Raw genomic sequence first — 24,657 nt, 5'->3', positions numbered from 1 at the left:
CGAGCCTTGAGGCGTTAACCTGAGGTACACAGCTTGCGCTTTGATTGGCGGCCTCAAGCTGCCGTGGCAGCGCCCGGCTTGCGTTCGTCAATCAGGATGTCTTCGAAGAATGCCCCGACAGGTTCGGTAGGGTGGCACAGTTGTATCTCCAGCACCCATACCACCTCGCTCGGGACAATCTCCACCTCGGCCAGCTTGTCCTGGCTGTACAACACATGCGGGAAGTCGGCGATGCGATGCCCGGCCAGGTTGCGCTCCAGCTGCCAACCTTTGGCCTGGGCACTGCGCTCGGCGAAGTCATACAGTTTTCGCCCGGTCAACCCGCGGCCCCAGGCCTGACGAGTCTCGTCGAACACTTCATGCAGTGCCTTCACGCAGGCGTGGTGCAGGGCGTGCTGGCCAAACACGAACGTATCGCCATAATCACCTTCATAGCCATCCCATACCGGGCCAACGTCGACCACGACGATGTCCGTGGCGCGTAGCGCACGTTGAAGGTCAATGCCTTGCCGTGGCGTACGCACGGTATCATCGCCAAATCGGATGTAGGTGGGGTGCCAGGTGTGTGAGGCGCCCATCGCCTGCAGGGTATGCGCGGCCATCTCCAGTGCCTGTGCGGTGGTCATGCCGACCTGCAGTTGGCTGGCAATGGCGGCCACGGCCCGCACCGACTGTTCGCGGGCCGCGAGCATGCCGTCCAGCGAATAACGTGGGCCGACCTTTTCCAGCTCAGGGTGCAGCGTGCTGGCTGCTGAAGCCTGCGTTGTCAGTGCACCACTGGCGACAAAGGCCTCGGCCACAAAACGATGGGGCTGTACCCCTGCCGCAAGGCATTGCTCGCGAGTCTGGCTGATCATTGTGGCATTGCCACAGGCGTAGACCTGGGCTTCGCCCCAGCGATGCGTCTGGCTGAGCGCCACCTGCTGTATACGGGCCTGGGCCGAGAGTACCGGTTGCCAGTGGAAGTGTGGGTGCACACTGCTGGACACGTCGAGAAATTCGCGGTCATAAAAATCCGCCGGCGATGAGCCGCCCCAGTACAGCGTGACGTCGGCATCGCCGGCCAAGGCCGTCAGCAGCAGCGGCTTGATGCCGGCGTAACCTGTGCCGGTGGCGAAAAGGATCAGCGGGCGTTGGTCATCGTGCTGCCAGGTACAGGCGCCCAGCGGGCCTTCGAGCTTTACCGTTGCACCTGCTTGCAGGGTGGGCAGCAAACCTTCGGTGAACAGGCCGCCGCTGACCTTGCGGATGTGAAACACCAGTTGCCCTTGTTCCTGGGCAGGCAGGTTGGCGATGGAGAAACAGCGGCTGTCGCCGTTGCCCAACTGAAACCGCATGTACTGGCCCGCCCGCACCTCCAGCGGCTGAGCAGGCTGCAGCACCAGTTCGACGATATCTGCGCTCAGCGCGCGCTTGCCAACCACCTGTGCCTGGGTTTCCAGTGCTGGTGCGTCCAGTGACCAGCCGGGTATTTCCAGGCGCATGTCGCTGCAGGCGTGGCTCTGGCACAGCAACATCTCGTCGGCGGCCAAGGGATAGGAAGGCGGCGGTGTGTCCGCATCCCGCTGCTTGTCCTGATGCTGCCCCGATACCACCTTGACCTTGCACGAGCCGCAGGTGCCGCGGCGGCAGGAAAAGGGTACCGGCAGGCCGCTGGCGAGCATGGCATCGAGCAGCAGCTCCTGGCTGGCTTCGAAGGTTTTGCCCGAGGGCGACAATTCAATGACGTGGCGGCTTTGCATGAGCACCTCGGGGCAAATGGAGGTTCGATTGTTGCTATAGTCCAGGACCAGCAGAACCTCCAGTTTTGGATATTTCATATGGTCCAGCTTCGTAAATGGCAGCCACTGCTCAAACTCGATGGGGCACAGGCTTCGTACCGGCAGATCGTCGAAGGGCTGGTGGCCGCAATCAGCGAGGGTCGCCTGCGCCCTGGCACGCCGTTGCCGGGCACGCGGGAGATGGCGCAACTGCTGAACGTCAATCGCAAGACCGTGATCCTTGCTTATGAGGAAGCCGAAACCAAAGGCTGGCTGCAAAGCGTGCAACGCCGGGGCACCTTTGTCAGCCAGCAACTGGCGCCAGGCACAGCGGCCGTGCCCGGTGCCGTGCAGCCTTTTGCCCTGGCGCTGCCAGAGGAACCTGCCGTTGCCTACTTCAAGGCGAACGAACAGGCTGTAGCGCAGCAAGGGCGGCCGGGGGCCTTGTTCTTCGACAACGGCGCCTGTGACCACCGGCTGCTGCCACAGGCTGTGCTGCACCGCTATTACCGCAATGCCTTGCGCAGCAGCTTCACCAGCAACAGCGTGCGCCACGGCAGCGAGTGCAGCAGCCGCAATCTGCGCAGCGCCCTGGCCGACATGCTGCGGCACAATCGCAGCCTGAACGTTGGCGCCGAGCATATCTGCCTGACCCAGGGGGTGCAGATGTCGCTGTCCCTCGTGGCCAGTGTGTTGCTCAAGCCGGGTGACGTTGTGCTGGTCGAGCGCCTGAGTTACCCCCCTGCGTGGGAGATCTTCCGTCAGCTGGGTGCCCGCCTGGTGACCGTGGAGCTGGACCATGAGGGGTGCCGGGTCGATCAGCTCGAGGCCCTGTGCCGGCAGCACAAGGTGCGGATGATGTACATAACACCCCATCACCAGTTCCCGACCACGGTCAGCCTGCCAGCCGGGCGCAGGCAACAGTTGCTGGAGCTGGCGCGCCAGCATGCCTTTTGCGTGGTCGAAGAGGATTACGACTACGAATACCACTTTGCCGGGCGGCCTTATCTGCCGTTGGCCAGCGACCGCCATCAACGGCACGTGATTTACATTGGCTCACTGTCCAAGCCTTTGGGCAGCACGTTCCGTTGCAGCTATATCGTGGCACCGGTGGAAGTGACAACCGTGCTGGAACGCAGGGCGATGCTGACCCTGGGGCAGGGCGATGCAGTCATGCAGCAGATGTTGGCGGACCTGATCAATGATGGCGAGCTGAAGAAACACCTGCGCCGGGTCAACCGCGAGTACCGGCGCCGGCGTGAGACCTTGTTGGGGTGTTTGCGCGATGCGTTCGGTGAGCAGATCAGCGTGCAGGCGCCAGAAGGTGGTCTGGCGCTGTGGGTGAGGTTTGCCGATGGGATCAACGTGGATCAGTTGGTCGACAAAGCGCTGGAGCTGGGCCTGGTGGTGCGCAGCGGGCGACAGTTTTCACCGTTTGGCCATGCCGAGAACGCCTTGCGCCTGGGGTTTGCTTCGCTGGATGCGGATGAGATCCGGCAGGCAACCCAACGCCTGGTAGACGCAGCGAAAGCGATTGGCAAGGCGCGGTGGGTGTAGGCACGGCCATCTGCCGCGACAGGGGATGGCACGGGCTTCGCCCGTGTTCGCTGGCAAGCCCGCAGTGATCGCGCAGGCCTCAGGATCTGTGCAAGAGGGTTACTCCCCCAAGGATCCCGCGGCCTTTTGGATGTTCAGCAAGGCAGCTGCTCCTGCCTGTCAATGCGATAGCCTGAGCGCCCACTCAGGAACAGCGGGTCGTAGGCGTCGCCCCACCCCAGATGCAGCGCGCCGGGTCGCAAACGATAGTTTTCCCACGCCTTGCCGCGCGCCTTATAGTGGCGGGCTTTTCCCGATTGAAGTCAAAGGAGTGGCACACATGCGCGTACTAACCCTGCTTGCGGCAATAGGAGCCAGCTTGTCGCTGTCCTCAACGTTGGCAGCACCGAGCCAGGCAGTGCCAGCGCCTGGTGAGCGCATTTCGGTGCAGGTCGAAGGCGCGGGGCCGGACGTTATCCTGATCCCTGGGCTGGCTTCATCACGTGAGGTATGGGCGGGGCTCGCCACTACCCTGCGCCAGCAGTACCGCCTGCATCTGGTGCAGGTTGCGGGTTTTGCCGGCTCGCCTGCCGTGCCTTCTGTAGACGGTCGCGTGGCCGCTCCCGTTGCTGAGGCGGTTGCAGATTATATCCGCAGCCAGCACCTTGAGGCGCCAGCCATCATTGGCCATTCGCTGGGCGGTGAAGTCGCGCTGATGCTAGGCGCACGCCACCCCGAGCGGGTAGGGCGGCTGATGGTTGTCGATGCGCTGCCGTTCTACACGTTACTGATCGATCCCACGGCAACTGCTGAAACGGCCGCAGCGCAGGCTGGCACAGTGCGTGGCGCGATGTTGGCGGCCCCGGCAGCGCAGACCGAGGCCATGCAGCGCGCGGCCATCGACCGGTTGGCCAAGACGGCAGCGGTCAGGCCTGCACTGGTTGATGCGGCGCTGCGCTCGGACCGCCAGGCAGTAGCCGATGCCACCCATGAACTGATGATCACCGACCTGCGTCCCGAACTTGGCGATATCCAGGCACCGCTGGAGGTCGTGTATGCCTATGACTCCATGTATGGCATACCCGCTGCCAGCGTTGACGCAACCTTCGCTAAGGCCTATGCCGGGGCGCGAGGTGTCAGCTTCAAGCGTATCGATGGCAGCTTCCACTTCATCATGCTGGATCAACCGCAGGCGTTCGCCGAGGCGGTAGTGGACTTCCTCAGCCGCTGAGGTTGGCCTCAACGCATTCCGTTCGGTTACCGCACATAACCGCATCGCGGCGCCTCAAGCCTGCGCCAGTACCTCCGATAGCAGCACACCCACCCTCGAATCATCGATCAGAAGTGGTGCCAACAAGGAGTACTGCCCGCATGCTTGCAAACCTGAAAATTCGCACCGGAATGTTCTGGGTGTTGTCGCTGTTCAGCCTGACCCTGCTGTTTTCGACCGCCAGTGCCTGGTGGGCTGCCTTGGGTAGCGACCAGCAGATCACTGAACTGGACCAGACTGCGCACCAGTCGGACCGGTTGAACAATGCGTTGCTGATGGCGATTCGCTCCAGCGCCAATGTGTCTTCGGGCTTTGTCGAGCAGTTGGGTGGCCATGACGAGAGTGCAGGCAAGCGCATGGCGCTGTCGGTGGAACTGAACAACAAGAGCCAGGCGCTGGTCGACGAATTTGTCGAAAACGCCCGCGAACCGGCCCTTCGCGGGTTGGCAACCGAGCTGCAGGCAACCTTTGCCGAATACGCCAAGGCGGTAGCCGGGCAGCGTGAAGCGACTCGCCAGCGTTCGCTGGAGCAGTATTTCAAGGTCAATAGCGATGCCGGTAATGCCATGGCGCGGCTGCAAACCCTGCGCCAGCAACTGGTGGGCACACTGAGCGAGCGAGGCCAGCAGATCATGCTCGAGTCCGATCGGCGTCTGGCCAGGGCGCAATTGCTGAGCCTGTGCCTGTTGGGCGTGACCATGGTGCTGGCGGTGCTGTGCTGGGCCTTCATTGCCCAGCGTGTGTTGCACCCCCTGCGTGAAGCCGGTGGGCATTTCCGGCGCATTGCCAGTGGCGACCTGAGTGTGCCGGTGCAAGGGCAGGGTAACAACGAGATCGGTCAACTGTTCCATGAACTGCAGCGCATGCAGCAGAGCCAGCGCGACACCCTTGGGCAGATCAACAACTGTGCCCGGCAGCTGGATGCCGCCGCCACGGCGTTGAACGCGGTCACCGAGGAAAGCGCCAATAACCTGCGTCAGCAGGGGCAGGAGCTGGAGCAGGCCGCGACTGCCGTGACCGAAATGACCACGGCAGTGGAGGAGGTTGCGCGCAACGCGATCACCACCTCGCAAACCACCAGTGAGTCCAACCAGCTGGCCGCGCAAAGCCGCCGGCAAGTCAGTGAAAACATTGACGGCACCGAAGCCATGACCCGCGAAATCCAGACCAGCAGTGCGCACCTGCAGCAGTTGGTGGGGCAGGTGCGGGACATCGGCAAGGTGCTGGAAGTGATCCGCTCGGTGTCCGAGCAGACCAACCTGCTGGCGCTCAATGCTGCCATCGAGGCGGCCCGTGCCGGTGAGGCCGGGCGCGGCTTTGCGGTGGTGGCGGATGAGGTGCGCACACTGGCCTACCGCACGCAACAATCGACCCAGGAAATCGAGCAGATGATCGGCAGCGTGCAGGCGGGGACCGAAGCTGCGGTGGCTTCCATGCAGGCCAGCACCAACCGCGCCCAGTCGACACTGGACGTGACCCTGGCCTCGGGGCAAGTGCTGGAGGGCATCTACAGTGCGATCGGCGAAATCAACGAGCGCAATCTGGTCATTGCCAGTGCGGCCGAAGAGCAGGCTCAGGTGGCGCGGGAAGTAGACCGCAACTTGCTGAACATCCGCGAACTGTCGAACCATTCCGCGGCAGGTGCGCAGCAGACCAGCGAGGCGAGCAAGGCGTTGTCGGGGCTGGTGGGGGAGATGACGGCGTTGGTGGGGCGGTTCAAGGTTTGAGCCGCTGCGCCTGCGTGGAACATTAAGATAAGGTTAAACTTATTCAAAGTTCCCCTTGCGGGTTGACTTCGATACTACGCTTGAATAAAGTTCGACCGCCCCGAGCGCGGGGCCTTTTTTCCCTTCACTGAAGAATTCAATGGACACAGTATCTAGTCGCTGTCTGACCCCTGCCGTATGGCCCGGTCAGGCACTTGAACCGGAACACCGGTCCCGACACCCCGGTCGGGCAAGCCGCGCCAGAGCCTGATGCTCCCCGTGACTTGCCGCCGCCGGTGTTGGCCGGTTGGAGGCAAGCTCATGAACCTCACTTCATTCGTTTCACATCGCCAGCCTGCGTGCCTTGCGCCGCGGCAGGCCCGCGCCTGGCCGCTGCGTCTGCACGGCTATCTTGACCACCACCAGGACCCCCCAAGTAGTTGCGGGGTGCTGGCGCGTCTTCATGCACGCTTGAGCCCCCGCACTTCTCACTGAATAAAAGATATTGAGCGGTATCTTTATGCTCGAGCTTTTCACGTTAAAAGTTCGCGGGATGACTATTGCCCTGTGTTTATGAAAAGGAATTAAACCATGGATTGCGCGAGTAGAAAGTTCGCTGCCGAAACAACTTCCGACTCTCGGCAGCGGACAGACAACTGTCGGAAAGAACCAGCATTATTCAGCGACCCGACATGCCTTCGTTCACCGCCTGAGTGAAACGTCTGTGTGTCGTGCCGCCGCAGCGGCAGGAGCACAGCAACATGACTGTCAAACACCGTAACACCTTATCGGCCAAGGCCGAACGCGAAACCCGCCTGTCCACCCGCGCCGCCCGTGAAGCGCGCAATGGCCTGGCGGTCACCCTCGCCAATCTCGATGCCAGCGATCAGGGCCTGACCGAGCACGAAGCCGCCAAGCGCCTGGCGCGCGATGGGGCCAACCAGGTCGCCCACGGCCCGCAACCCCACGCCTTGGTGCAGTTGCTCAAGGCCCTGCATAACCCGTTCATCTATGTACTACTGACCCTGGCCGGGATCAGCTTCGTCACCGACTACTGGCTGCCGCTCAGCGCAGGCGAAGCCGACGACGCCGACCTGACCAAGGTCATCATCATCATGACCATGGTCAGCCTCAGCAGCCTGCTGCGCTTCTGGCAGGAGTACCGCTCGAACAAGGCTGCCGACGCGCTCAAGGCAATGGTGCGCACTACCGCCACTGTGTTGCGCCGCGAGCAGATCGGGCAAGCCCCGCGCCTGCGCGAAGTGCCCATGGACGAACTGGTGGCCGGCGACATCGTGCAGCTTTCTGCAGGTGACATGATTCCCGCCGATATCCGCCTGCTCGAAGCGCGTGACCTGTTTATCAGCCAGGCCGTGCTCACTGGCGAAGCGTTGCCGGTCGAAAAGTACGACACCTTGGGCAATGTCGCGCAGAAGTCCGCCGCCGAGCATGGCGCCCGCCAGGACAACCTGCTCGAGTTGCCGAACATCTGCTTCATGGGTACCAATGTGGTCAGTGGCCGCGCCCGCGCCGTGGTGGTCGCCACCGGCCGACGCACCTATTTTGGCTCGCTGGCCAAGGCCATTGCCGGTTCGCGCAGTCAGACCGCGTTTGACCGCGGCGTGAACAGCGTCAGCAGCCTGCTGATCCGCTTCATGCTGGTGATGGTGCCGGTGGTGTTCATGATCAACGGTGTGGTGAAAGGCGACTGGGGTGATGCCTTCCTCTTCGCGCTTGCCGTGGCAGTGGGCCTGACCCCGGAAATGCTGCCGATGATCGTCAGCGCCAACCTGGCCAAGGGCGCCGTGGCCATGGCCCGGCGCAAGGTGGTGGTCAAACGCCTGAACGCCATCCAGAACCTGGGCTCCATGGATGTACTGTGCACCGACAAGACCGGCACGCTCACCCAGGACCGGATCATCCTCGAGCACCATGTGCGCTTCGACGGCCAAACCGACAAGCACATCCTCAAACTGGCCTGGCTCAACAGCCATCACCAAAGCGGCATCCGCAACCTGATGGACCAGGCCGTGCTGCATTTCGCCAGCCAGGATCGCCAGTTCCAGGCGCCTTACGCCTACGCAAAGGTCGACGAACTGCCGTTCGACTTCATCCGCCGCCGCCTGTCAGTGGTGGTGAAGAATGCCTTGGGCGATCACCTGCTGGTAAGCAAAGGGGCGGTCGAGGAGATGCTCGCCATCGCCACCCATGTGCAGGAAGGCGACAAGGTCGTTGCCCTTGATCCGTGCCGTCGCCAGCAGCTGATGGCCAGGGTCGATGCCTTCAACCAGGACGGCTTCCGCGTGCTGGTGGTTGCCACCCGGGAGATCCCGGCGGCCGAAGGCAAGGCGCAGTATCACACCGAAGATGAGCGCGATCTGGTCATCCAGGGCATGCTGACCTTCCTCGACCCGCCCAAGGAAACTGCCGGCCCGGCCATCGCCGCCTTGCGCGACATGGGCGTGCAGGTAAAGGTACTGACCGGCGACAACCCGGTGGTCACGTCCAAGGTCTGCCGTGAAGTGGGCCTGGCGCCAGGCCAGCCCTTGCTCGGCCAGGACATCGAGGGCATGGACGACACCACCCTGAAGCTTCAGGTGGAGGAGCGCACCGTCTTCGCCAAGCTCACCCCGCTGCAGAAATCACGGGTGCTCAAGGCCCTGCAGGCCAATGGTCACACCGTGGGCTTCCTTGGCGACGGCATCAACGACGCCGCCGCCCTGCGCGATGCTGACGTCGGTATCTCGGTGGACAGCGGCACCGACATCGCCAAAGAATCAGCCGACATCATTTTGCTGGAAAAGAGCCTGATGGTGCTCGAGGAGGGCGTGCTCAAAGGCCGCGAAACCTTCGGCAACATCATGAAGTACCTGTGCATGACTGCCAGCTCCAACTTCGGCAACGTGTTCTCGGTCCTGGTGGCCAGTGCGTTCATTCCGTTCCTGCCGATGCTGGCGATTCACTTGTTGCTACAGAATCTGATGTACGACTTTTCCCAGCTGTCGTTGCCCTGGGACCGCATGGACAAGGAGTTCCTCAGCAAGCCACGCAAATGGGATGCCCGCAACATCGGCCGATTCATGTTGTGGATAGGTCCTACGTCGTCGATCTTCGACATCACCACGTTCGCCCTGATGTGGTACGTGTTCGCCGCCAACAGCGTCGAAATGCAGGCGCTGTTCCAGTCTGGCTGGTTCATCGAGGGCTTGCTGTCACAGACGCTGGTAGTGCACATGCTGCGCACTCGCAAGGTGCCGTTCTTCCAGAGCACCGCTGCATTGCCAGTGATATTGGCAACGGGGCTGGTCATGGCATTGGGTATCTATATCCCGTTTTCCCCTGTGGGCGCGATGGTTGGCCTGGTGCCGCTGCCGTGGGAGTACTTCCCTTGGCTGGTCGCTACCCTGCTGGGCTACTGCGTGGTCGCCCAGGCCATAAAGACCCTCTATATCCGCCGTTTCGGCCAGTGGTTTTGAGCCATTCAAGGAGATCCGACCATGCGAGTGCTGATCTGTGCAGGACGCAACTACGCCGACACCCGGCGCTGCCGGCAGGCCTTGGACGACGTCCAGCGCCAGCGGCCGATCCGGGTGTTGATCCACGGTGGCAGCCAGTTCCTTGGCGGGGAAATCGAAAGTTGGGCACGCGAGCATGGCGCCGATCTGGTGCGTTACCCGCCAAACTGGCAGTTGCACGGCAAGCAGGCCGAACGCCTGCGCAACCTGTTCATGCTCAATGACAGCCGCCCTGACTTGTTGCTTGCCTTGCCCGGGGGGGATGACACCGAGGAGCTGCTGGCCAGGGCCCGTGGTGCCGAGGTTCAGGTGATTTGCGCCAGGCAACCACGTCAGCCTGAGCGGGGCGATTGCAGCTAATGCAAGCGCCTGGGGCCGTACGGTACCTGTGGCAGCGGGCTTGCCCGCGAAGCAGGCGCCTCGGTTTCACGGCCTCAAGCATTGAGCAGCCGCCCTGGGCGGCTGCTCAGCCTGGCTGCACTGCCAGATCGTTGCTGACGTTGCGCCCCAGCACCAGCACGGTGACAAAGCCACAGCCCACCAGCGCTGTGGCCAGGCTCAGCAGCACCGCAGTGCCCATGTGGTCTACGACTTGCCCGCCGAAGAACGACCCCACGGCAATGATCACCTGGAACATGGCCACGAACAGTGGCATGCCACGCTCGACATCCTTGGGCGCCACGACAAACATCCAGATATTGGCGCAAGCCGGGAACGCACCGAAGGCAAAGCCCCACAGTGCGATCAGCATCGCGGCTCCCGTCATGCCGGTGGCGAAGTGTGGGAACAGGGCGGTGCTGACTGCGATCATGAGCGCGACCAGCATCAGCGTATGCCGCACGCTGCGGTTGGCTGCAAAGCCGGCGAAGATGTTACCCATGAAGCCGGCCACGCCATACAGCAGCAACAATGAACCGATCGTAGGCCCGTCAAAGCCGGCATTCTGTTTGAAAAACGGTGCGACATAGGTGTACGCAGCAAAGTGTGCCAGGCCGATCAGCAATACGGCGATCAAGCCGACCCGTGCTTGCGGGTTGATGAACAACGCCGGCAGGTCGCGGATGCGGATGGCCTTTTCCGGCATCAGCCGCGGCAGCAGGAATACCTGTGCCAGCAGCACCGGTACGCCTACCAGTGCAGTGACCAGGAAAGTCATGCGCCAGCCCATCAGGCCACTCAGCCACGTGCCCACAGGCACGCCCACTACCGTCGCCAGGGTTACGCCCGCCATGATGATGGAGTTGGCTTTGGCTACGCCCATCCCTTCAGGTGCCAGGCGGCCGCTGAGGGCGATGGCTGTGGCCCAGAAGCCGCCAATACTGATACCCAGTAGCACCCGGCCGGCCAACAGCAGGCTGAAGTCGCCGGCGTAGGCCACGATGGTGTTGGCGATAATCATGATCAGCGTCAGGCCGATCAGCAGGTAGCGCCGGTCCAGCGCGCCGACGCCTACGGAAATCAACGGGGCGGCCAACGCAGCCATGATGCCGGGCAGGGTCACCATCAGGCCGGCAAGGCCTGCACTGATGCCAAGGTCGCTGGCCACATCGTTCAGTACCCCCACCGGGAGGAACTCACTTGTGACCAGGGCGAACGCACCCACGGCTACCGAGAGGATTGCCAGCCATTGCTGGGTGACACTCTGTTGATTGTGCTCGGGAAGGCCGCGAGGGGCCTGGCTGTTGCTTGGCATGGGTTAGGTTCCATGAGGGATCTCGCCTGTAGCAGGCGCAAGAGCGGGGGGATTTGCAGGCGATTGTAGAGACGGCCTTGCCTGGCCGACAGGCAGGCCGCTCGATAGTAATCATCAGTGCAATCGATGAAACGCCTTGCGTAGAGCGGCTGCTCTGAGCAATGGCGTCCCGCTTGCGAATGCTATGGGCGGGGGCCTTTCTTCCCTAACCCGCGCGCCGTCAGGCTAGCCAAGGGCGCTTGTGCTTGACCCGGACAGGTGCAAGAGGCGGCACTGCAGCGTGCTCATGCCGCCTATGGCGCCACCAGCACATCACACAGTGATTCGTTCAGCACATGCTTGGTGACGCTGCCCACCAGCAGCTCCTCCAGCGCGCTTGCCCCCTGCTTGCCGACCACAATCAGGTCGCACTCCAGCTCCTGCTCCTGCTCGACAATGCACCAGCCCGGGTTACCGTGCACCAGGACCTGCCGTGCATCGGCCATGCCGGCAGCCTCACTCAACGCCGCGAGTTGTGCTTCTGCATCCTTGCGGATGACATTGCGGTACTGGGTGAGGGTGCCGTGGTCGATATGGGCGAAGCGCACGCTGGCTTCGAATGGCGCTTCGTACACATGCAGCAGAATGATCTCTGCTTGCGGGGCAAGGGCCTTGGCCAGTTTGATGGCGCGCAGTGAAACGGGCGAAAAATCGACTGGCACCAGCACGGTGCGGTAGGCATCACGCGGGGCCGGCTTGACCACGAGCAAAGGGCAGGGCATGTGGTTGAGCATTTTCTGCACGGTTGACCCCAGCAGCAGGCGCCGCGCCACGCTCTGGCCCCTGGCGCCACACACCAGCAGGTCGCTGTGCTTGTCCTGCGCCACCCGGTTGATCTCCGTGATCACCGAGCCGCTGGCAACCTGCACGCCAGCGGAGATGCCGTAGCGCTGGAACAGCATGGCTGCCAGTGCGCGGGTTTTTTCGCCTGCGCTCTCCAGTACGCGTTTCAACAGGTCGTCATCAGGCGTCATCAACTGTTTGAGGCGCTCGAAGGGTGCCGGGTTGGCAACGTAGAGCAGGTCCAGCGAGGCCTGCTGCGCATCGCTCAGGTAGGCAGCGCGCTCAGCTGCGTTGCGGGCGTGTGGGGAAAGGTCGGTGGCAACCAGTATGTGTTTCAGCGGGTTCATGTGGGGCTCCTTGTCCAAGGTTGCGCACCGTGATCAAGCGGTAAACCTTGAGCACAGTGCGCCTGGCGGTACTTGAGTCGTTCCTTGCGTGCAGCCATCGTCGCGCGAACCCGGCGCGAGGGCTTGATTTGGGTCAATGGAGTGTCGGTGCGGCGGCGGATCATGCCGGCAACAGCACGCAACCAGGCGCAGCCAGACCCTGACGTTCAGGCAGTAACGGCCGACCATTGCTCGAACGCTGCCTGCATTCTTTGCCGGGTCTGTGCGTCGGCGGGGATCAGGTGTTCGATGCGCAGTGATTGCACGGTGACATCCAGCGGCATACCGAAGGTGGTGAACGTGGACAGGAACCTCAGCTCGCCATACGGGGTGTTCACGCGGGTCAGCAACAAGGGGGTGGCTGTCGCCGTCTGGCACGGGCTTGCCGGGGCCGGCAAGTCGCGCAAGTGCGCTGCCAGTGCCGGATTGCCTGCGGCCTCCCTGGATGCGCGGTGCCAGGCTGCAGCGCGGATTTCCGGCGCGTTGGCCAGGTGATCACCCAGACCACCGGGGCACAGCAGTGTCTGCAGCAGGTTGAGGCCGGTCGCCGGCTGTGCGCTGACACCGGCCATCGCCAGCAGCAGCCCGGTACTGGTGTTGGCGGCGATGACGTCCCAGCTGCTGTCGATGACGATCGCCGGAGCGGGGTTGTTCACCTGCAGAATATGCTCGATGGCAGTATTCACCAAGGCCAGTTCAGGCGCATCGAGTGGCGTGGCGGCATAGCGGGGCGCGTATCCAGCAGCAACGAACACTTCATTGCACCGCTCCAACGGCGTATCCAGGGCCGACAGGAGGGCATGCAAGGTGCCTGGGCTGGCTTTGGCGCGTCCTGTTTCCACACAGCTCAGATGACGCTGCGACAGCCCTGTCAGCAGCGCCAGTTCCAGCTGGCTGAGGTTGGCCTGACGGCGCAGTTCGCGAAGATGCTGGCCCGCTGAGATGTGCGGGGCAGGGGTGCTGCGATGGAACAGATGATGATTCATGCGTTGCCCTGATCGTCCTTGAGTGCAATGTCCATGACCTCACGGGTCATTGAGTGCAAGCAACCCTATCACTACTGTGCCGGTAAACCCTATCAAGGAGAGCCCTATGGGCTTGCGTAACCTGGTGACCAGAGGCGTTGCCGAGGGGTGCCAGCCATGAGCGGTGCTCTGCAGGTCTATGCGCTGTGCGTGGTGGTGCTGTCCCTCAAGATGTTCCTGGTTTCCTGCTATCAGGGCTATCACCGCTTGCGCTTCGTCGCGTTCACCAACCCGGAGGACGCTGCCGTGTTCAGGCGCGTCGCCCAGGCCGTTGAACGCCCGCAGGTGATACGTGCTGCCAAGGTATGGGCCAACGATCTGGAGAACATCCCCATGTTCTTTGCCCTCGGCGGGCTGGCTGTCGCGCTGGAGGCAGCCACGCTGCCGGTGCTGTGGCTGAGTACGGTGTTCACGGTTGCCAGGGTCCTGCACACGCTGGCCTATCTGCGGGGCCTGCAGCCATGGAGAACGTTGTTCTATGGCATTGGGGTCATCTGCCTGCTGGGCTTCTGCTCACTCATCGCAGCGAAAATAGGCGACTGACCCAAAATATTGCATGAGTCATCTTGATGCTTTCACATAGCAGTACTAATACTTAAGCACTGCCGAAGGGGATGATCATGCAAACACGCTTCGTTGTGGTTCCCGCAGTGCCACCCAAGAAAGAGGCTTATCCTCGGCGGCTTGGCTTTCCCGCCGCACTGGGGGAGGGGTATGACCTCTATGACACGCAAGACAAGATGCGTCTGAGCCTGAACTTTTCCACCCGTGCCCAAGCCGAGTTCGAATGTGCATGCCGCAACCGCTGTGGGGATGCCGGTGATGCAGATCTCGCCAGTATTGGTTGATCGCCTGCAGTGGCCCGGTTCTTGTTCCTTGTGCTGCTTTGCAGGGTCTATCGCCACATTCAAGCGTTTGCGATGAGGCTGGAACCGTTTCAGGGTTCCGGCTCAGCGGCTGATGGCACAGGCAAAAAGCTCTACCGCGCGGCTTGCCATTCAACAGTCACAAAGTTGTAACACAGCTGATGCAAAGTGTGCTGGCCATCACACGGAGCACTTTTTGATGAAACGCCTGATGAAGTCTGCTGCACTCGCCGTTGCGGTTTCCCTTTGCGCCACCTCGGCAGCCTTTGCTGCAGAAAACGTCCGCTTGACCGGTTCGGGCGCCAGCTTCCCTGCACCGATCTACCTGACCTGGTTCAAGGACTTCAGCAAGAACACGGCTGGCGTCACCGTCGATTACCAGTCCAAGGGCAGCGGTGCGGGCGTTCAGGACTTCCTGAACAAGACTGTCGACTTCGCCGCCAGTGACTCGGCCATGAGCGAAGCAGACATTGCCAAGGTTGGCGAAGGCGTGCAGTTGCTGCCAATGACAGCCGGTGAAATCGTCCTGGCTTACAACCTGCCGGGTAACCCTAAAGGGCTGAAGCTGCCGCGCGACGTCTACTCCAATATCTTCCTCGGCAAGATCACCCAGTGGAACGACCCGCAAATCGCGGCGGCCAACCCTGACCTGAAGCTGCCTGCCACCCCGATCACCGTGGTCGTGCGTGCCGACTCCAGCGGCACCACTGCCGTCTTCACCAAGCACCTGTCGGCCATCAACGCTGACTTCAAGCAAGGGCTGGGCGAAGGCAACACCGTCAACTGGCCGGCCACCGACAAGTTCATCAAGTCGCCGAAGAACGACGGCGTAACCGCCACCGTCCGCCAGACCCCGGGCGCCATCGGCTACATCGAGTACGGCTTCGCCAAGCTGGCCAAGGTCGATTTCGCCGTGTTGCAGAACAAGGCTGGCCAATACGTCGTGCCAAATGCCGAGAGCGGTGCCGAAGCACTGGCAGCGGTGAACATGCCGGAAAACCTGGTGGCCTGGCTGCCTGATCCGGACGGTGCCAAGTCCTACCCGATCACTTCCTACACCTGGATGATTTTCCGCAAGGACAACGGCAACCCGGAAAAAGCCAAGGCCATGCGTGAAATGGTCGAGTACAGCCTGACCAAAGGCCAGACCATCGCCGACTCGATGGGTTACATCCCGCTGCCGCCGTCGGTAGTCGACCAGGTGCGTAAAGCGTCCGCCAACATCCAGTAATACCCAGGCGCTCCCGGTATCGGCATGAAGCCGTGCCGGGGGTGTTTGTCCCTTGTCCCGGAACTCGCCAATGAACACTCCTTTTGCCATACCGGATAACCCCGACTCCGCGTGCCAGCCACCGTCTGCGAAAGACTTCCTGGTCGATCGCACCTTCCGTGCGCTTGCGCGCATTGGCGTGGTGCTGGTGCTGGCGCTGGTCTTCGCGCTGGTCTACGAAGTCGGCCGCAAGGCACTGCCCGGCATTGAAAAGCACGGTTTTGACGTGTTGTTCGGCAGCGTCTGGGACGTTAACCAAGGCAAGTACGGTATTCTGCCAGCGATCTGGGGTACGCTTTACAGCGCCTTGATCGCCCTGTTGATCGCCGGTTTCTTCGGCGTCAGCATGGCCATTTTCCTGACCCAGGATTTCCTTCCGGCCAAGCTTGCCGCGGTGTTTCGCACCATCGTCGAGTTGCTCGCCGCCATCCCCAGCGTGGTGTACGGCCTGTGGGGCATCTATGTGGTCATCCCGGCGATTCGCCCGCTGACCGCCTGGCTGAACAGCGAGCTGGGCTGGATCCCGTTTTTCGGCACCTCCCTCAGTGGCCCAGGCCTGCTGCCTGCGGCGCTGGTGCTGGCGATCATGATCCTGCCGACCATCGCGGCGGTTTCCCAGGATGCGCTGACCAGCGTACCGATGAAAACCAAGCAGGCTGCCTACGGCATGGGTACCACCCACTGGGAAGCCATCCTCAAGGTGATGGTGCCCTCGGCGGCTACCGGCATCTTCGGTTCGCTGGTGCTGGGCCTTGGCCGTGCACTCGGTGAAACCATGGCGCTGGCCATGCTGGTCGGCAACGCCAACACCATTTCCCTGTCCTTGTTCGCACCGGCCAACACCCTGGCGGCGCTGCTGGCGCTGAACTTCCCGGAAGCCGGCCCGAACGAGGTCGAAGTGCTGATGTACGCGGCACTGGTTCTGATGTTCATCACCCTGCTGGTGAACGTCCTCGGCTCTATGATCATGCTCTACGCCCAGCGTGGTAACAAACAATGACTGACCTGACGACCCCTGTAGCCGCGTTGCCCAGCCTGCAGCGCAAGCTGGAAGGCCGCGCCCTGCGCAGCCTGGTATTGACCACCCTGGCATGGTTCGCGGCACTGGTGGCCAGCGTGCCGCTGATTTCCGTGCTGTACATGCTGATCACTCGCGGCGGGGCACGCCTTAATCTGGAAGTGTTCACCGAGCTGCCGCCGACCGGCTTCGAGATGGGCGGTGGTTTCGGTAACGCCATGGCCGGTACCTTCGTCATGGTCGGCATTGCCGCCGCCATCGCTGTGCCGGTCGGTATCCTGGCAGCGGTGTTCCTGGCCGAGCTAGGCCCCGACAGCAAGCTGGCCAACACTGCGCGCTTTGCCGCCAAGATGCTCACTGGCCTGCCATCGATCCTGGCCGGGGTGTTTGCCTACGCCCTGGTGGTGATGACCACCGGTACCTACTCGGCACCGGCAGGCGGCGTGGCCCTGGCGGTGCTGATGCTGCCGATCGTGGTGCTCACCGCTGAAGAGTCGATGAAGATGGTGCCCAAGATCATGAAGGATGCTGCCTACGGCATGGGCTGCACCCGTGCCCAGGTGATCTGGAAGATCGTCCTGCCCACCGGCCTGCCGGCCATCCTTACCGGGGTGATGCTGGCCGTGGCCCGCGCCGCTGGCGAAACCGCGCCACTGCTGTTCACCGCATTGTTCAGCAACTACTGGATCTACCACGACGGCGACCTGGCGGTGATGAACCCCACAGCCTCGCTTGCGGTACTGATCTACAACTTCTCCGGCATGCCGTTCGACAACCAGCTGGAGCTCGCCTGGGCGGCCTCGCTGGTGCTGGTCATGATCGTGCTGGTCATCAACATTTTGAGCCGAGTCTTCGGCAAGCCCAAGTATTGAGAAAGGGAGCATCCAACTTGAACGTATCCACTGCGCAAAGAGCCGCTCCCATGGTCAGCGAAGCCCCCATCGTCATGGACTGCAAGCTCGACAAGATTTTCTACGGTAACTTCATGGCCGTGCGTGACAGCCATGTGCCGATCAGGAAAAACGAGATCACCGGTTTCATCGGCCCTTCGGGCTGCGGTAAGAGTACCGTGCTGCGTAGCTTGAACCGTATGAATGACCTGGTGAAGGGCTTCCGTTTCGAAGGCCATGTGCACTTTCTTGGGCAGGATGTCTACGGCAAGGGCGTCGACCCTGTTGTGGTGCGCCGCTATATCGGCATGGTGTTCCAGCAGCCCAACCCGTTCTCGATGAGCATCTTCGACAATGTGGCCTTCGGCCTGCGCCTGAACCGCTACAAAGGCGACTTGGGCGATCGCGTGAAGCACGCCTTGCAAGGCGCCGCCCTGTGGGACGAAGTGAAGGACAAGCTCAAGGTCAGCGGGCTGTCACTGTCCGGTGGCCAGCAGCAGCGCCTTTGCATCGCCCGTGCCATCGCCACCGAGCCGGAAGTGCTGTTGCTGGACGAGCCCTGCTCGGCACTCGACCCAATCGCCACCCGCCGCGTGGAAGAGCTGATGGTCGAGCTGAAAAAGGACTACACCATCGCCCTGGTGACCCATAACATGCAGCAGGCGATTCGTGTGGCCGACACCACCGCTTTCTTCTCGGTCGACATTTCCCAGGGCACCCGCACCGGCTACCTGGTCGAGATGGGCCCGACCGCGCAGATTTTCCAGAACCCGCGCGAGCAGCTGACCAGCGACTACATCAGCGGCAAGTTCAGCTGAGCCCTGCAAGCCCAAGGTGGGCGGGTGTTGCAGCCAGGAAGGTTGCAACGCCCGGCCGCGTTACCTTCCGTTAAAGTGTTACCCGGGATTACCAATGCGAGCGACGCGTCGTCTTGATCTGTCAGCGGTAGAGCGCGCACTGCGCGAGGTGCAGGGCCGCTTTACCGAACTCAGCCAGCATTTCACCGAACCGCGGGACCCGTTTACCGACGAGGTACTGCTGAATGTGCTTGAAGGCTATGCGCTGATTGACGACTATGTCGCCCGCGGTATCGACCTGTTCGACCTGCAACAGCTGAACCTGATGCTGGAAATCAATGCCACCGTGCTATGCGGCAGCGATCCGGCCCGTCGCCTGGAATTCGCCCCACACCTTGCGGCAACCGAAGCGCACTTTTTCAACAACGTGGAAGGTGGCATCAAAGATTTGTACAACTGGTACTGCGCGTACCGCAGCGATTCGATCTGGAAGCGGGCGGCGGGTGTGTATGTACGCATTCTCAGCAAGCCGCAGCTGTTCATCGAAGGCAACAACCGCACGGGTTCGCTCATTGTCAGTTATTTGCTGATGCGTGCCGGGCTGCCGCCATTCGTGCTGTCACTGGACAACGCCGAGGGTTACTTCAACCCGTCCTCGGTCATACGAAACTCCGCCAAACACGGTGTCAAGGCTTTGTACGAACTCCCCAAGATCAAGAAAAAGTACGCTGCTTTCCTGGAAGCGAAGGCGCCTGAGCCCGGCAAGTTCTTCCTGAGCGGCACGCCCGAGCCTGCCTGTGAGGGGAGCCGCTGATGCAACATTCATCACTGTTCGCACGAGGGCGGCAAGCCATCGAACGCAAGCTCAAGCGTGGCCAGGTACGCATTTCGTTCGATATCGACGACACGCTGGCCTGCCTGCCCGAACACGCTGCCGCCGAGGACAGCAAGCTGCCGGGTTTCGTCCATCGCTGGCTGGGTGAGCCCCTGCGCAGCGGCACCCGCGAACTGATCCGCGACCTGCGCCGCCAGGGCTGCAGCATCTGGATCTACACCTCGTCGGGGCGCACCCCGGCTTACATCCGCCGGTGGCTGATGCTTTACGGCATTCATGTCGATGGTGTGGTCAACAGCGATCGGCACCAGCATATCCTGGCCCAGCGCGGGCTGGAAAATTCACCCTCCAAGCTGCCTTCGGCTTTTGATATTGATCTGCACGTAGATGATTCCGAAGGCGTGCGCCTGGAAGGTGTCGACCACGGTTTCCGCGTGGTGGTGGTGTGCCCGAAGGATGAGCACTGGGCGCAGAAGGTGAAGGATGCGGTGGTGGATGTGCAGGCACGGCTGGCCTGGCAGCAACCGCACCGCTATGAGATGCCTGCTTGCCAGCGTTCGCAGGCGCTGGCTTCCTGAAGCCAGGAAATTCCGCTCAGACAATGTAATGGGGGCTGCTTTGCAGCCCTTCGCGGGCTCGCCCGCTCCCACAGGGGTCGTGGATATCCTGAAATTGTGGGAGCGGGCGAGCCCGCGAAGGGCCGCAAGGCGGCCCCGGTTCATTCAATCGTATTGATACCCGCCTGCCACTCCTGCCTGAGCCATAAGTCTCGAACCAGGACCCAAGCAGGTACCGGGACCAAATCACCGGGCCGCACCCTCCCGCCCCAAAGCACTCGCCACCCCACGCCAAAGCAGCGTTCCTGGCAATTTGCCCCCTTCTGATAATCGCCTCCGACATCCCGTCCCCGTTTGGAGCGCGCCATGCACAACAACAATAAGCACCTGCCGCCTCGTTTTCTCGCAGCCGCCATCGCCAGCTTTTCTGCGCTTGGCCTGAGCAGCGTCGCCGAAGCCGAGATCATGCTGTACGACAAGGACCAGACGACGTTTTCCACCGATGGCTATATCAACGCCTTCTACGTCAACAGCGAGGTCGACCGTGAGGGCGAGCAGTTTGACCGCCGCCAGTCGCGGGTGAAGATGGGCTTCTTGCCCAACTACCTCGGCTTCAACATGGGCAAGCAGGTGGATGACCTGAAGCTCGGCGCGCGTGCCTCGTTCTGGGTAACCATCAACGACAGTGAAACCAACGGCACCGACACCGCCATCGACGTGCGCCAGTTTTACGGCACGGTGGCCAACCCCGAGTGGGGCGAGGTGCTGATCGGTAAGGACTTCGGGCTGTTCGCCCGTTCCAACATCCTGCTCGACGAACTGCTGGCCGGTTATGGCCAGGTCAGCGACACCCTGGGGCTGGTGGACGGCGGCGGGGTTTCGTTCGGCAACATTGGCAGCGGTTACCCATACCCGTTCCCTACCTCGCAGATCACCTACCGTACGCCAGTGATGGAGGGCCTGCGGGTGGCGGTGGGCATCATGGACCCGGTGGACACCAACGACAGCAGCCCGACCGGAAAGGCCTATCAGGAAAACCCACGCACCGAGAGCGAGATCACCTACCAGTTCGACCTGGGTGGGGCGCAGATCTACAGCTGGGTCAACGGCAGTTACCAGACCTCGGACAATACTGACTCCACGGTAGAAACGATCACTTCCAAGGGGGTGGGTTACGGGGTGCAGGCAAAGATGGGCGGCTGGTCGCTGACCGGTTCGGGGTTCCAGGCCAAGGGCATCAACCCGTTCTTCACCAACAATGCCGGCGAACCGGTTCTGCGCAATGTCGACAGTGACGGCTACCTGCTGCAGGGCTCTTACAAGTTCGGCAAGAACCGCGTGGCGCTGTCCTATGGCAAGACCAAGGACGATGGCAATGGTGCGGTTGGCAGCGGTGCGGACTACGAGACCCGGGGGGTGGCGCTGTTCCATGACATCAACGACAACCTGAAACTGGTGGCCGAGTACAACCAGTTTTCCATCGACGGGCATGACACCCGTGCGCAGAACGAAGACACCGATACCTTTGCCGTGGGCGCGGTATTGACCTGGTAAGCGCCCGGGGCCGCAAGGCGGCCCCGATTGACGCGCTCTTTTACGCCCATGGAACCGCCCACCCGCTACCCAAGTAGCATTCGTCACCCGCCACCACCTCCTTAAACTGATCGCTCAGCCACCCCGTGCCGGAGACCACGATGCAGCAGGCTCATAACGACGGTGTGGTCAGTGCCATGTCTCAGGCGACCGACGCGCGGCTGGCCGCCCAGGACCTGGCGCGGCAGTTGCTGCACCCGCACTTGGGTTTCGTGCTGTTCTTCTGTTCCGCCGAATATGACTTGCAGGCTTTGGGCGAAGCGTTGGAGCAGGACTTTGGCGGCATACGCCTGGTCGGCTGCACCAGCGCCGGTGAAATCACACCGTTGGGCTACGGCCGTAATTGCGTGACGGCGGTGGGCTTCGATCACCGGCACTTTTCGATCGCCACCGCGTTGATCGATGAAATGGAGCGCTTCAGCCTGATCGACGCGCAGCAGATGGTCGAGCGGCTGGTCGGCACCTGCCGCAGCAATACCCTGGCGCCAATCAAGGGCCACAGTTTTGCACTCACACTGCTCGATGGCTTGTCCAGCCGCGAGGAAATGGTGCTTGCCGCACTCAGCGCAGCACTGGGGGATATCCCGCACTTCGGCGGCTCGGCCGGTGACGACAACTACCTGAACCGCACCCATGTGTATTACGGCGGTACATTCCACAACGGCGCAGCCGTGGTGGTGCTGGTCAACACCTGGCTCGACTTCGAAGTGTTCACCACGCATCACATCCTGCCGCGCCAGGAAAAGCTGGTGGTAACCGGTGCCGACAGCGCCCAGCGCCGGGTTTTCGAACTGAATGCCGAACCGGCGGCCGAGGAATATGCCCGCCACATCGGTGTGCCAGTGGCCGCGCTTGATCACCGGGTGTTCGCCGCCCACCCGCTGGCCGTGCGCATTCATGATCAGTACTACGTGCGGGCGATCCAGCAGATGCATCCTGACCTCAGTTTGAGCTTCTACTGCGCGGTGGAGAACGGCATCGTGCTCACGGCCATGACTCCGGGCCCGCTGTTGCCGAACCTGCACCAGCTGTTCGATGGCCTGCACCAGCGTCTCGGACCGTTGCTGCTGACCATCGGTTGTGATTGTTTCCTGCGGCGGCTGGAGCTGGAGGCCCATCACGGCCTGGAGCCGGTCGGCGCGTTCCTGCGCGAGCAACGGGTGATTGGCTTCAACACCTACGGAGAACAGTTCAATGGCATGCACATCAACCAGACCTTCACCGGGGTCGCCATTGCCCGCAACCGACCTCCTGTCGGTCGCTGAACTGCAGGCCGAGCTGACCCGGCTGCAGCATCAGAACCACAAGCTGCAGCGCATCAATGACGCACTGATCGAGCGCATCGAGTCGGGCGTGACCCGGGGCAACGACCCATACGCCGCGTTCCAGCATTCGGTGGTGCTGGCCGAGCAGGTGCGTGAACGCACCGATGCGCTGAACCAGGCCATGGCCGAGCTCAAGGCCGTCAACCGCCTGCTCAGCGAGGCCCGGCAGCGGGCCGAGACGGCCCACCAGCACCAGATTCGCCTGATTACCGACAACGTCCCGGCACTGATCGCCTACCTGAATGCCGATCTGGTCTACGAATTCACCAACAAGGTTTACGAAGAGTGGTATTGCTGGCCGCATGGCGTGATGCTGGGCCAGAGCCTGCGCGAGGCCCACAGCGAGCAGCACTACCAGCGCCTGGAAGGCTATGTGGCACGGGCGCTGGCGGGGGAGAGCGTGACGTTCGAGTTCGCCGAAACCAATATCAACGGCCAGGAACGCTACATGCTGCGCTCGTACGTGCCGAACCGCCTGGCCAGTGGCGAGGTGGTGGGCATCTTCGTGCTGATCCGCGACATCACCGAGCGCCGCAACACCGCGCAGGCGTTGCACCAGGCTTATCAGCATCTGGAGCAACGGGTACGTGAACGCACTGCCGAACTGACCAGCCTCAACGACCAGTTGCTGCGCGAAATCGAAGAGCGCAGCCAGGCCGAGTCGCGTCTGCGCGAGGCCAAGCGCGAGGCCGAGCAGGCCAACCTGTCGAAAACCAAGTTCCTTGCTGCGGTCAGCCATGACCTGTTGCAACCGCTGAACGCGGCGCGGCTGTTCACCAGCGCGTTGCTAGAGCGCGACGAGCCGCAAAACGCTGCCCACCTGGTGCGTAATGTCAGCAATTCGCTGGAGGATGTGGAAAACCTGTTGGGCACGCTGGTGGATATTTCCAAGCTCGATGCTGGCGTGATCAAGGCCGATGTCGCTCCGTTCGCCCTCAGCGAGCTGATGGACAACCTGGCCGCCGAATACGCCCAGGTGGCGCGTAGCGAAGGGTTGGCGCTGCACTTTGTGGGGTGTTCTGCCGTAGTGCGCAGTGACATCCAGCTGCTGGCACGCATCCTGCGCAACCTGCTCAGCAATGCCATCCGCTACACCCGCAGCGGGCGCGTGGTGCTGGGGTGTCGGCGCCAGCGCGGTGGTGTGCGGATTGAAGTCTGGGACAGCGGCATCGGCATTGCCGAAGAACACCTGGAAGACATGTTCCTGGAGTTCAAGCGGGGTGAGGTGCAGCGCCCGGACCAGGACCGTGGGCTGGGCCTGGGCCTGGCGATCGTGGAGAAGATCGCCGGCATCCTCGGCCACCGGATCCGCGTGCGGTCATGGCTGGGCAAAGGCTCGGTGTTTGCTGTCGAGGTGCCGCTGAGTGCCACCGCACCCAAAGCCCAGCCGAGCCAGGCGATCTGCGAGCCGATGCTCGAACGCCTGCGCGGGGCGCGGGTGTGGGTGCTGGATAACGACGCGGCGATTTGCGCGGGCATGCGCACCTTGCTGGAAGGCTGGGGCTGTCGGGTGGTCACTGCGCTGTCGGAGGAAGACCTGGCGCGTCAGGTGGACAACTACCACGCCGAGGCCGACCTGCTGATTGCCGACTACCACCTGGACAATGACTGCAATGGTGTCGACGCCGTAGCGCGGATCAATGCCCGCCGTGCCCAGCCGCTACCGGCGCTGATGATCACTGCCAACTACAGCAACGATCTCAAGCAGCAGATCCGCGAGCTGGGTCACACACTGATGCACAAGCCCGTACGGCCCATGAAGCTCAAGACGGCGATGAGCCATCTGCTGGCCA

General features: G+C 62.3%; 20 protein-coding genes. 16 read left to right on the top strand and 4 right to left on the bottom strand.

The genetic code is table 11. From position 1 onward, the window contains the following. Window positions 1-53: 53 nt before the first annotated feature. Window positions 54-1,820 (bottom strand): M24 family metallopeptidase, encoded by a 1,767-nt coding sequence (locus tag ACF8RA_RS24285; protein WP_392487527.1) that lies wholly within the window; start codon window positions 1,818-1,820, stop codon window positions 54-56. On the opposite strand from ACF8RA_RS24285, the gene ACF8RA_RS24280 reads away from it, so the two are divergent. From ACF8RA_RS24280 to ACF8RA_RS24260, 5 genes are all read left to right on the top strand, one after another. Then, a complete protein-coding gene (locus ACF8RA_RS24280; protein WP_392487526.1) occupies window positions 1,821-3,317 on the top strand; it encodes a PLP-dependent aminotransferase family protein in 1,497 nt (498 codons plus the stop codon). Between the two features lie 319 nt (window positions 3,318-3,636). Next, entirely contained in the window at window positions 3,637-4,527 is an 891-nt protein-coding gene (locus ACF8RA_RS24275; protein ID WP_392461235.1) for an alpha/beta fold hydrolase, read from the top strand. Window positions 4,528-4,667: 140 nt separating this feature from the next. Further along, window positions 4,668-6,293, top strand: a complete 1,626-nt coding sequence (locus ACF8RA_RS24270) for a methyl-accepting chemotaxis protein (RefSeq protein WP_392461236.1) — start codon at window positions 4,668-4,670, stop codon at window positions 6,291-6,293. 740 nt (window positions 6,294-7,033) lie between these two features. After that, window positions 7,034-9,748: a magnesium-translocating P-type ATPase gene (mgtA, locus tag ACF8RA_RS24265; protein WP_392487525.1), complete on the top strand. Its 2,715-nt coding sequence runs from the start codon at window positions 7,034-7,036 to the stop codon at window positions 9,746-9,748. Between the two features lie 21 nt (window positions 9,749-9,769). Continuing rightward, window positions 9,770-10,147, top strand: coding sequence for a DUF2493 domain-containing protein (locus ACF8RA_RS24260; RefSeq protein WP_392487524.1), 378 nt, complete (start codon window positions 9,770-9,772; stop codon window positions 10,145-10,147). A gap of 106 nt (window positions 10,148-10,253) precedes the next feature. On the opposite strand, the gene ACF8RA_RS24255 is transcribed toward ACF8RA_RS24260, so the two are convergent. The 3 genes from ACF8RA_RS24255 to ACF8RA_RS24245 form a co-directional block, all read right to left on the bottom strand. After that, window positions 10,254-11,480 carry an MFS transporter gene (locus ACF8RA_RS24255; protein ID WP_392515304.1) on the bottom strand — a complete coding sequence of 409 codons (1,227 nt, stop codon included), beginning with the start codon at window positions 11,478-11,480 and terminating at the stop codon, window positions 10,254-10,256. Between the two features lie 293 nt (window positions 11,481-11,773). Further along, the gene (locus tag ACF8RA_RS24250) at window positions 11,774-12,649 is read right to left on the bottom strand and encodes a universal stress protein (RefSeq protein ID WP_392461238.1); all 876 of its coding nucleotides are present in this window, start codon (window positions 12,647-12,649) and stop codon (window positions 11,774-11,776) included. A 206-nt stretch (window positions 12,650-12,855) separates the two neighbouring features. Next, window positions 12,856-13,674 (bottom strand): helix-turn-helix domain-containing protein, encoded by an 819-nt coding sequence (locus tag ACF8RA_RS24245; RefSeq protein ID WP_392515302.1) that lies wholly within the window; start codon window positions 13,672-13,674, stop codon window positions 12,856-12,858. Window positions 13,675-13,830: 156 nt separating this feature from the next. Here ACF8RA_RS24245 and ACF8RA_RS24240 point away from each other — a divergent pair, with 156 nt between their 5' ends. The 11 genes from ACF8RA_RS24240 to ACF8RA_RS24190 all read left to right on the top strand — a co-directional run. Beyond that, window positions 13,831-14,256 carry an MAPEG family protein gene (locus ACF8RA_RS24240; RefSeq protein WP_176684121.1) on the top strand — a complete coding sequence of 142 codons (426 nt, stop codon included), beginning with the start codon at window positions 13,831-13,833 and terminating at the stop codon, window positions 14,254-14,256. A 71-nt stretch (window positions 14,257-14,327) separates the two neighbouring features. Continuing rightward, window positions 14,328-14,561 carry a hypothetical protein gene (locus ACF8RA_RS24235; protein WP_176684120.1) on the top strand — a complete coding sequence of 78 codons (234 nt, stop codon included), beginning with the start codon at window positions 14,328-14,330 and terminating at the stop codon, window positions 14,559-14,561. A 217-nt stretch (window positions 14,562-14,778) separates the two neighbouring features. Beyond that, window positions 14,779-15,810 (top strand): phosphate ABC transporter substrate-binding protein PstS, encoded by a 1,032-nt coding sequence (gene pstS, locus ACF8RA_RS24230; protein ID WP_176684119.1) that lies wholly within the window; start codon window positions 14,779-14,781, stop codon window positions 15,808-15,810. 70 nt (window positions 15,811-15,880) lie between these two features. Then, window positions 15,881-16,849 (top strand): phosphate ABC transporter permease subunit PstC, encoded by a 969-nt coding sequence (pstC, locus tag ACF8RA_RS24225; protein ID WP_004574212.1) that lies wholly within the window; start codon window positions 15,881-15,883, stop codon window positions 16,847-16,849. Further along, window positions 16,846-17,739 carry a phosphate ABC transporter permease PstA gene (gene pstA / locus ACF8RA_RS24220; RefSeq protein WP_104887448.1) on the top strand — a complete coding sequence of 298 codons (894 nt, stop codon included), beginning with the start codon at window positions 16,846-16,848 and terminating at the stop codon, window positions 17,737-17,739. The genes pstC and pstA overlap by 4 nt, the downstream gene beginning before the upstream one ends. A 50-nt stretch (window positions 17,740-17,789) precedes the next feature. Continuing rightward, complete coding sequence (gene pstB / locus ACF8RA_RS24215; RefSeq protein WP_003254117.1) at window positions 17,790-18,575, top strand: phosphate ABC transporter ATP-binding protein PstB; 786 nt, start codon at window positions 17,790-17,792, stop codon at window positions 18,573-18,575. A 94-nt stretch (window positions 18,576-18,669) separates the two neighbouring features. Beyond that, on the top strand, window positions 18,670-19,368 hold the full coding sequence (locus ACF8RA_RS24210) for a hypothetical protein (protein ID WP_392519650.1): 699 nt from the start codon (window positions 18,670-18,672) through the stop codon (window positions 19,366-19,368). Beyond that, window positions 19,368-19,967, top strand: a complete 600-nt coding sequence (locus ACF8RA_RS24205; RefSeq protein ID WP_021784016.1) for a hypothetical protein — start codon at window positions 19,368-19,370, stop codon at window positions 19,965-19,967. Before ACF8RA_RS24210 ends, ACF8RA_RS24205 begins: the two co-directional genes overlap by 1 nt. Before the next feature lie 345 nt (window positions 19,968-20,312). Next, entirely contained in the window at window positions 20,313-21,500 is a 1,188-nt protein-coding gene (locus ACF8RA_RS24200) for a porin (protein ID WP_392487520.1), read from the top strand. A 140-nt stretch (window positions 21,501-21,640) separates the two neighbouring features. Beyond that, window positions 21,641-22,804 (top strand): nitric oxide-sensing protein NosP, encoded by a 1,164-nt coding sequence (nosP, locus tag ACF8RA_RS24195; protein ID WP_003254110.1) that lies wholly within the window; start codon window positions 21,641-21,643, stop codon window positions 22,802-22,804. Beyond that, on the top strand, window positions 22,773-24,657 hold a 1,885-nt coding region (locus ACF8RA_RS24190), incomplete at its 3' end, for a NahK/ErcS family hybrid sensor histidine kinase/response regulator (protein WP_392519649.1). The genes nosP and ACF8RA_RS24190, both read left to right, overlap by 32 nt.

It is taken from the genome of Pseudomonas sp. FYR_5, assembly GCF_043106315.1.
Lineage (GTDB): Bacteria > Pseudomonadota > Gammaproteobacteria > Pseudomonadales > Pseudomonadaceae > Aquipseudomonas > Aquipseudomonas putida_Y.
The sequence above is the reverse complement of the archived record's forward strand: the minus strand, read 5'-3'. Positions and strand labels throughout refer to the sequence as shown.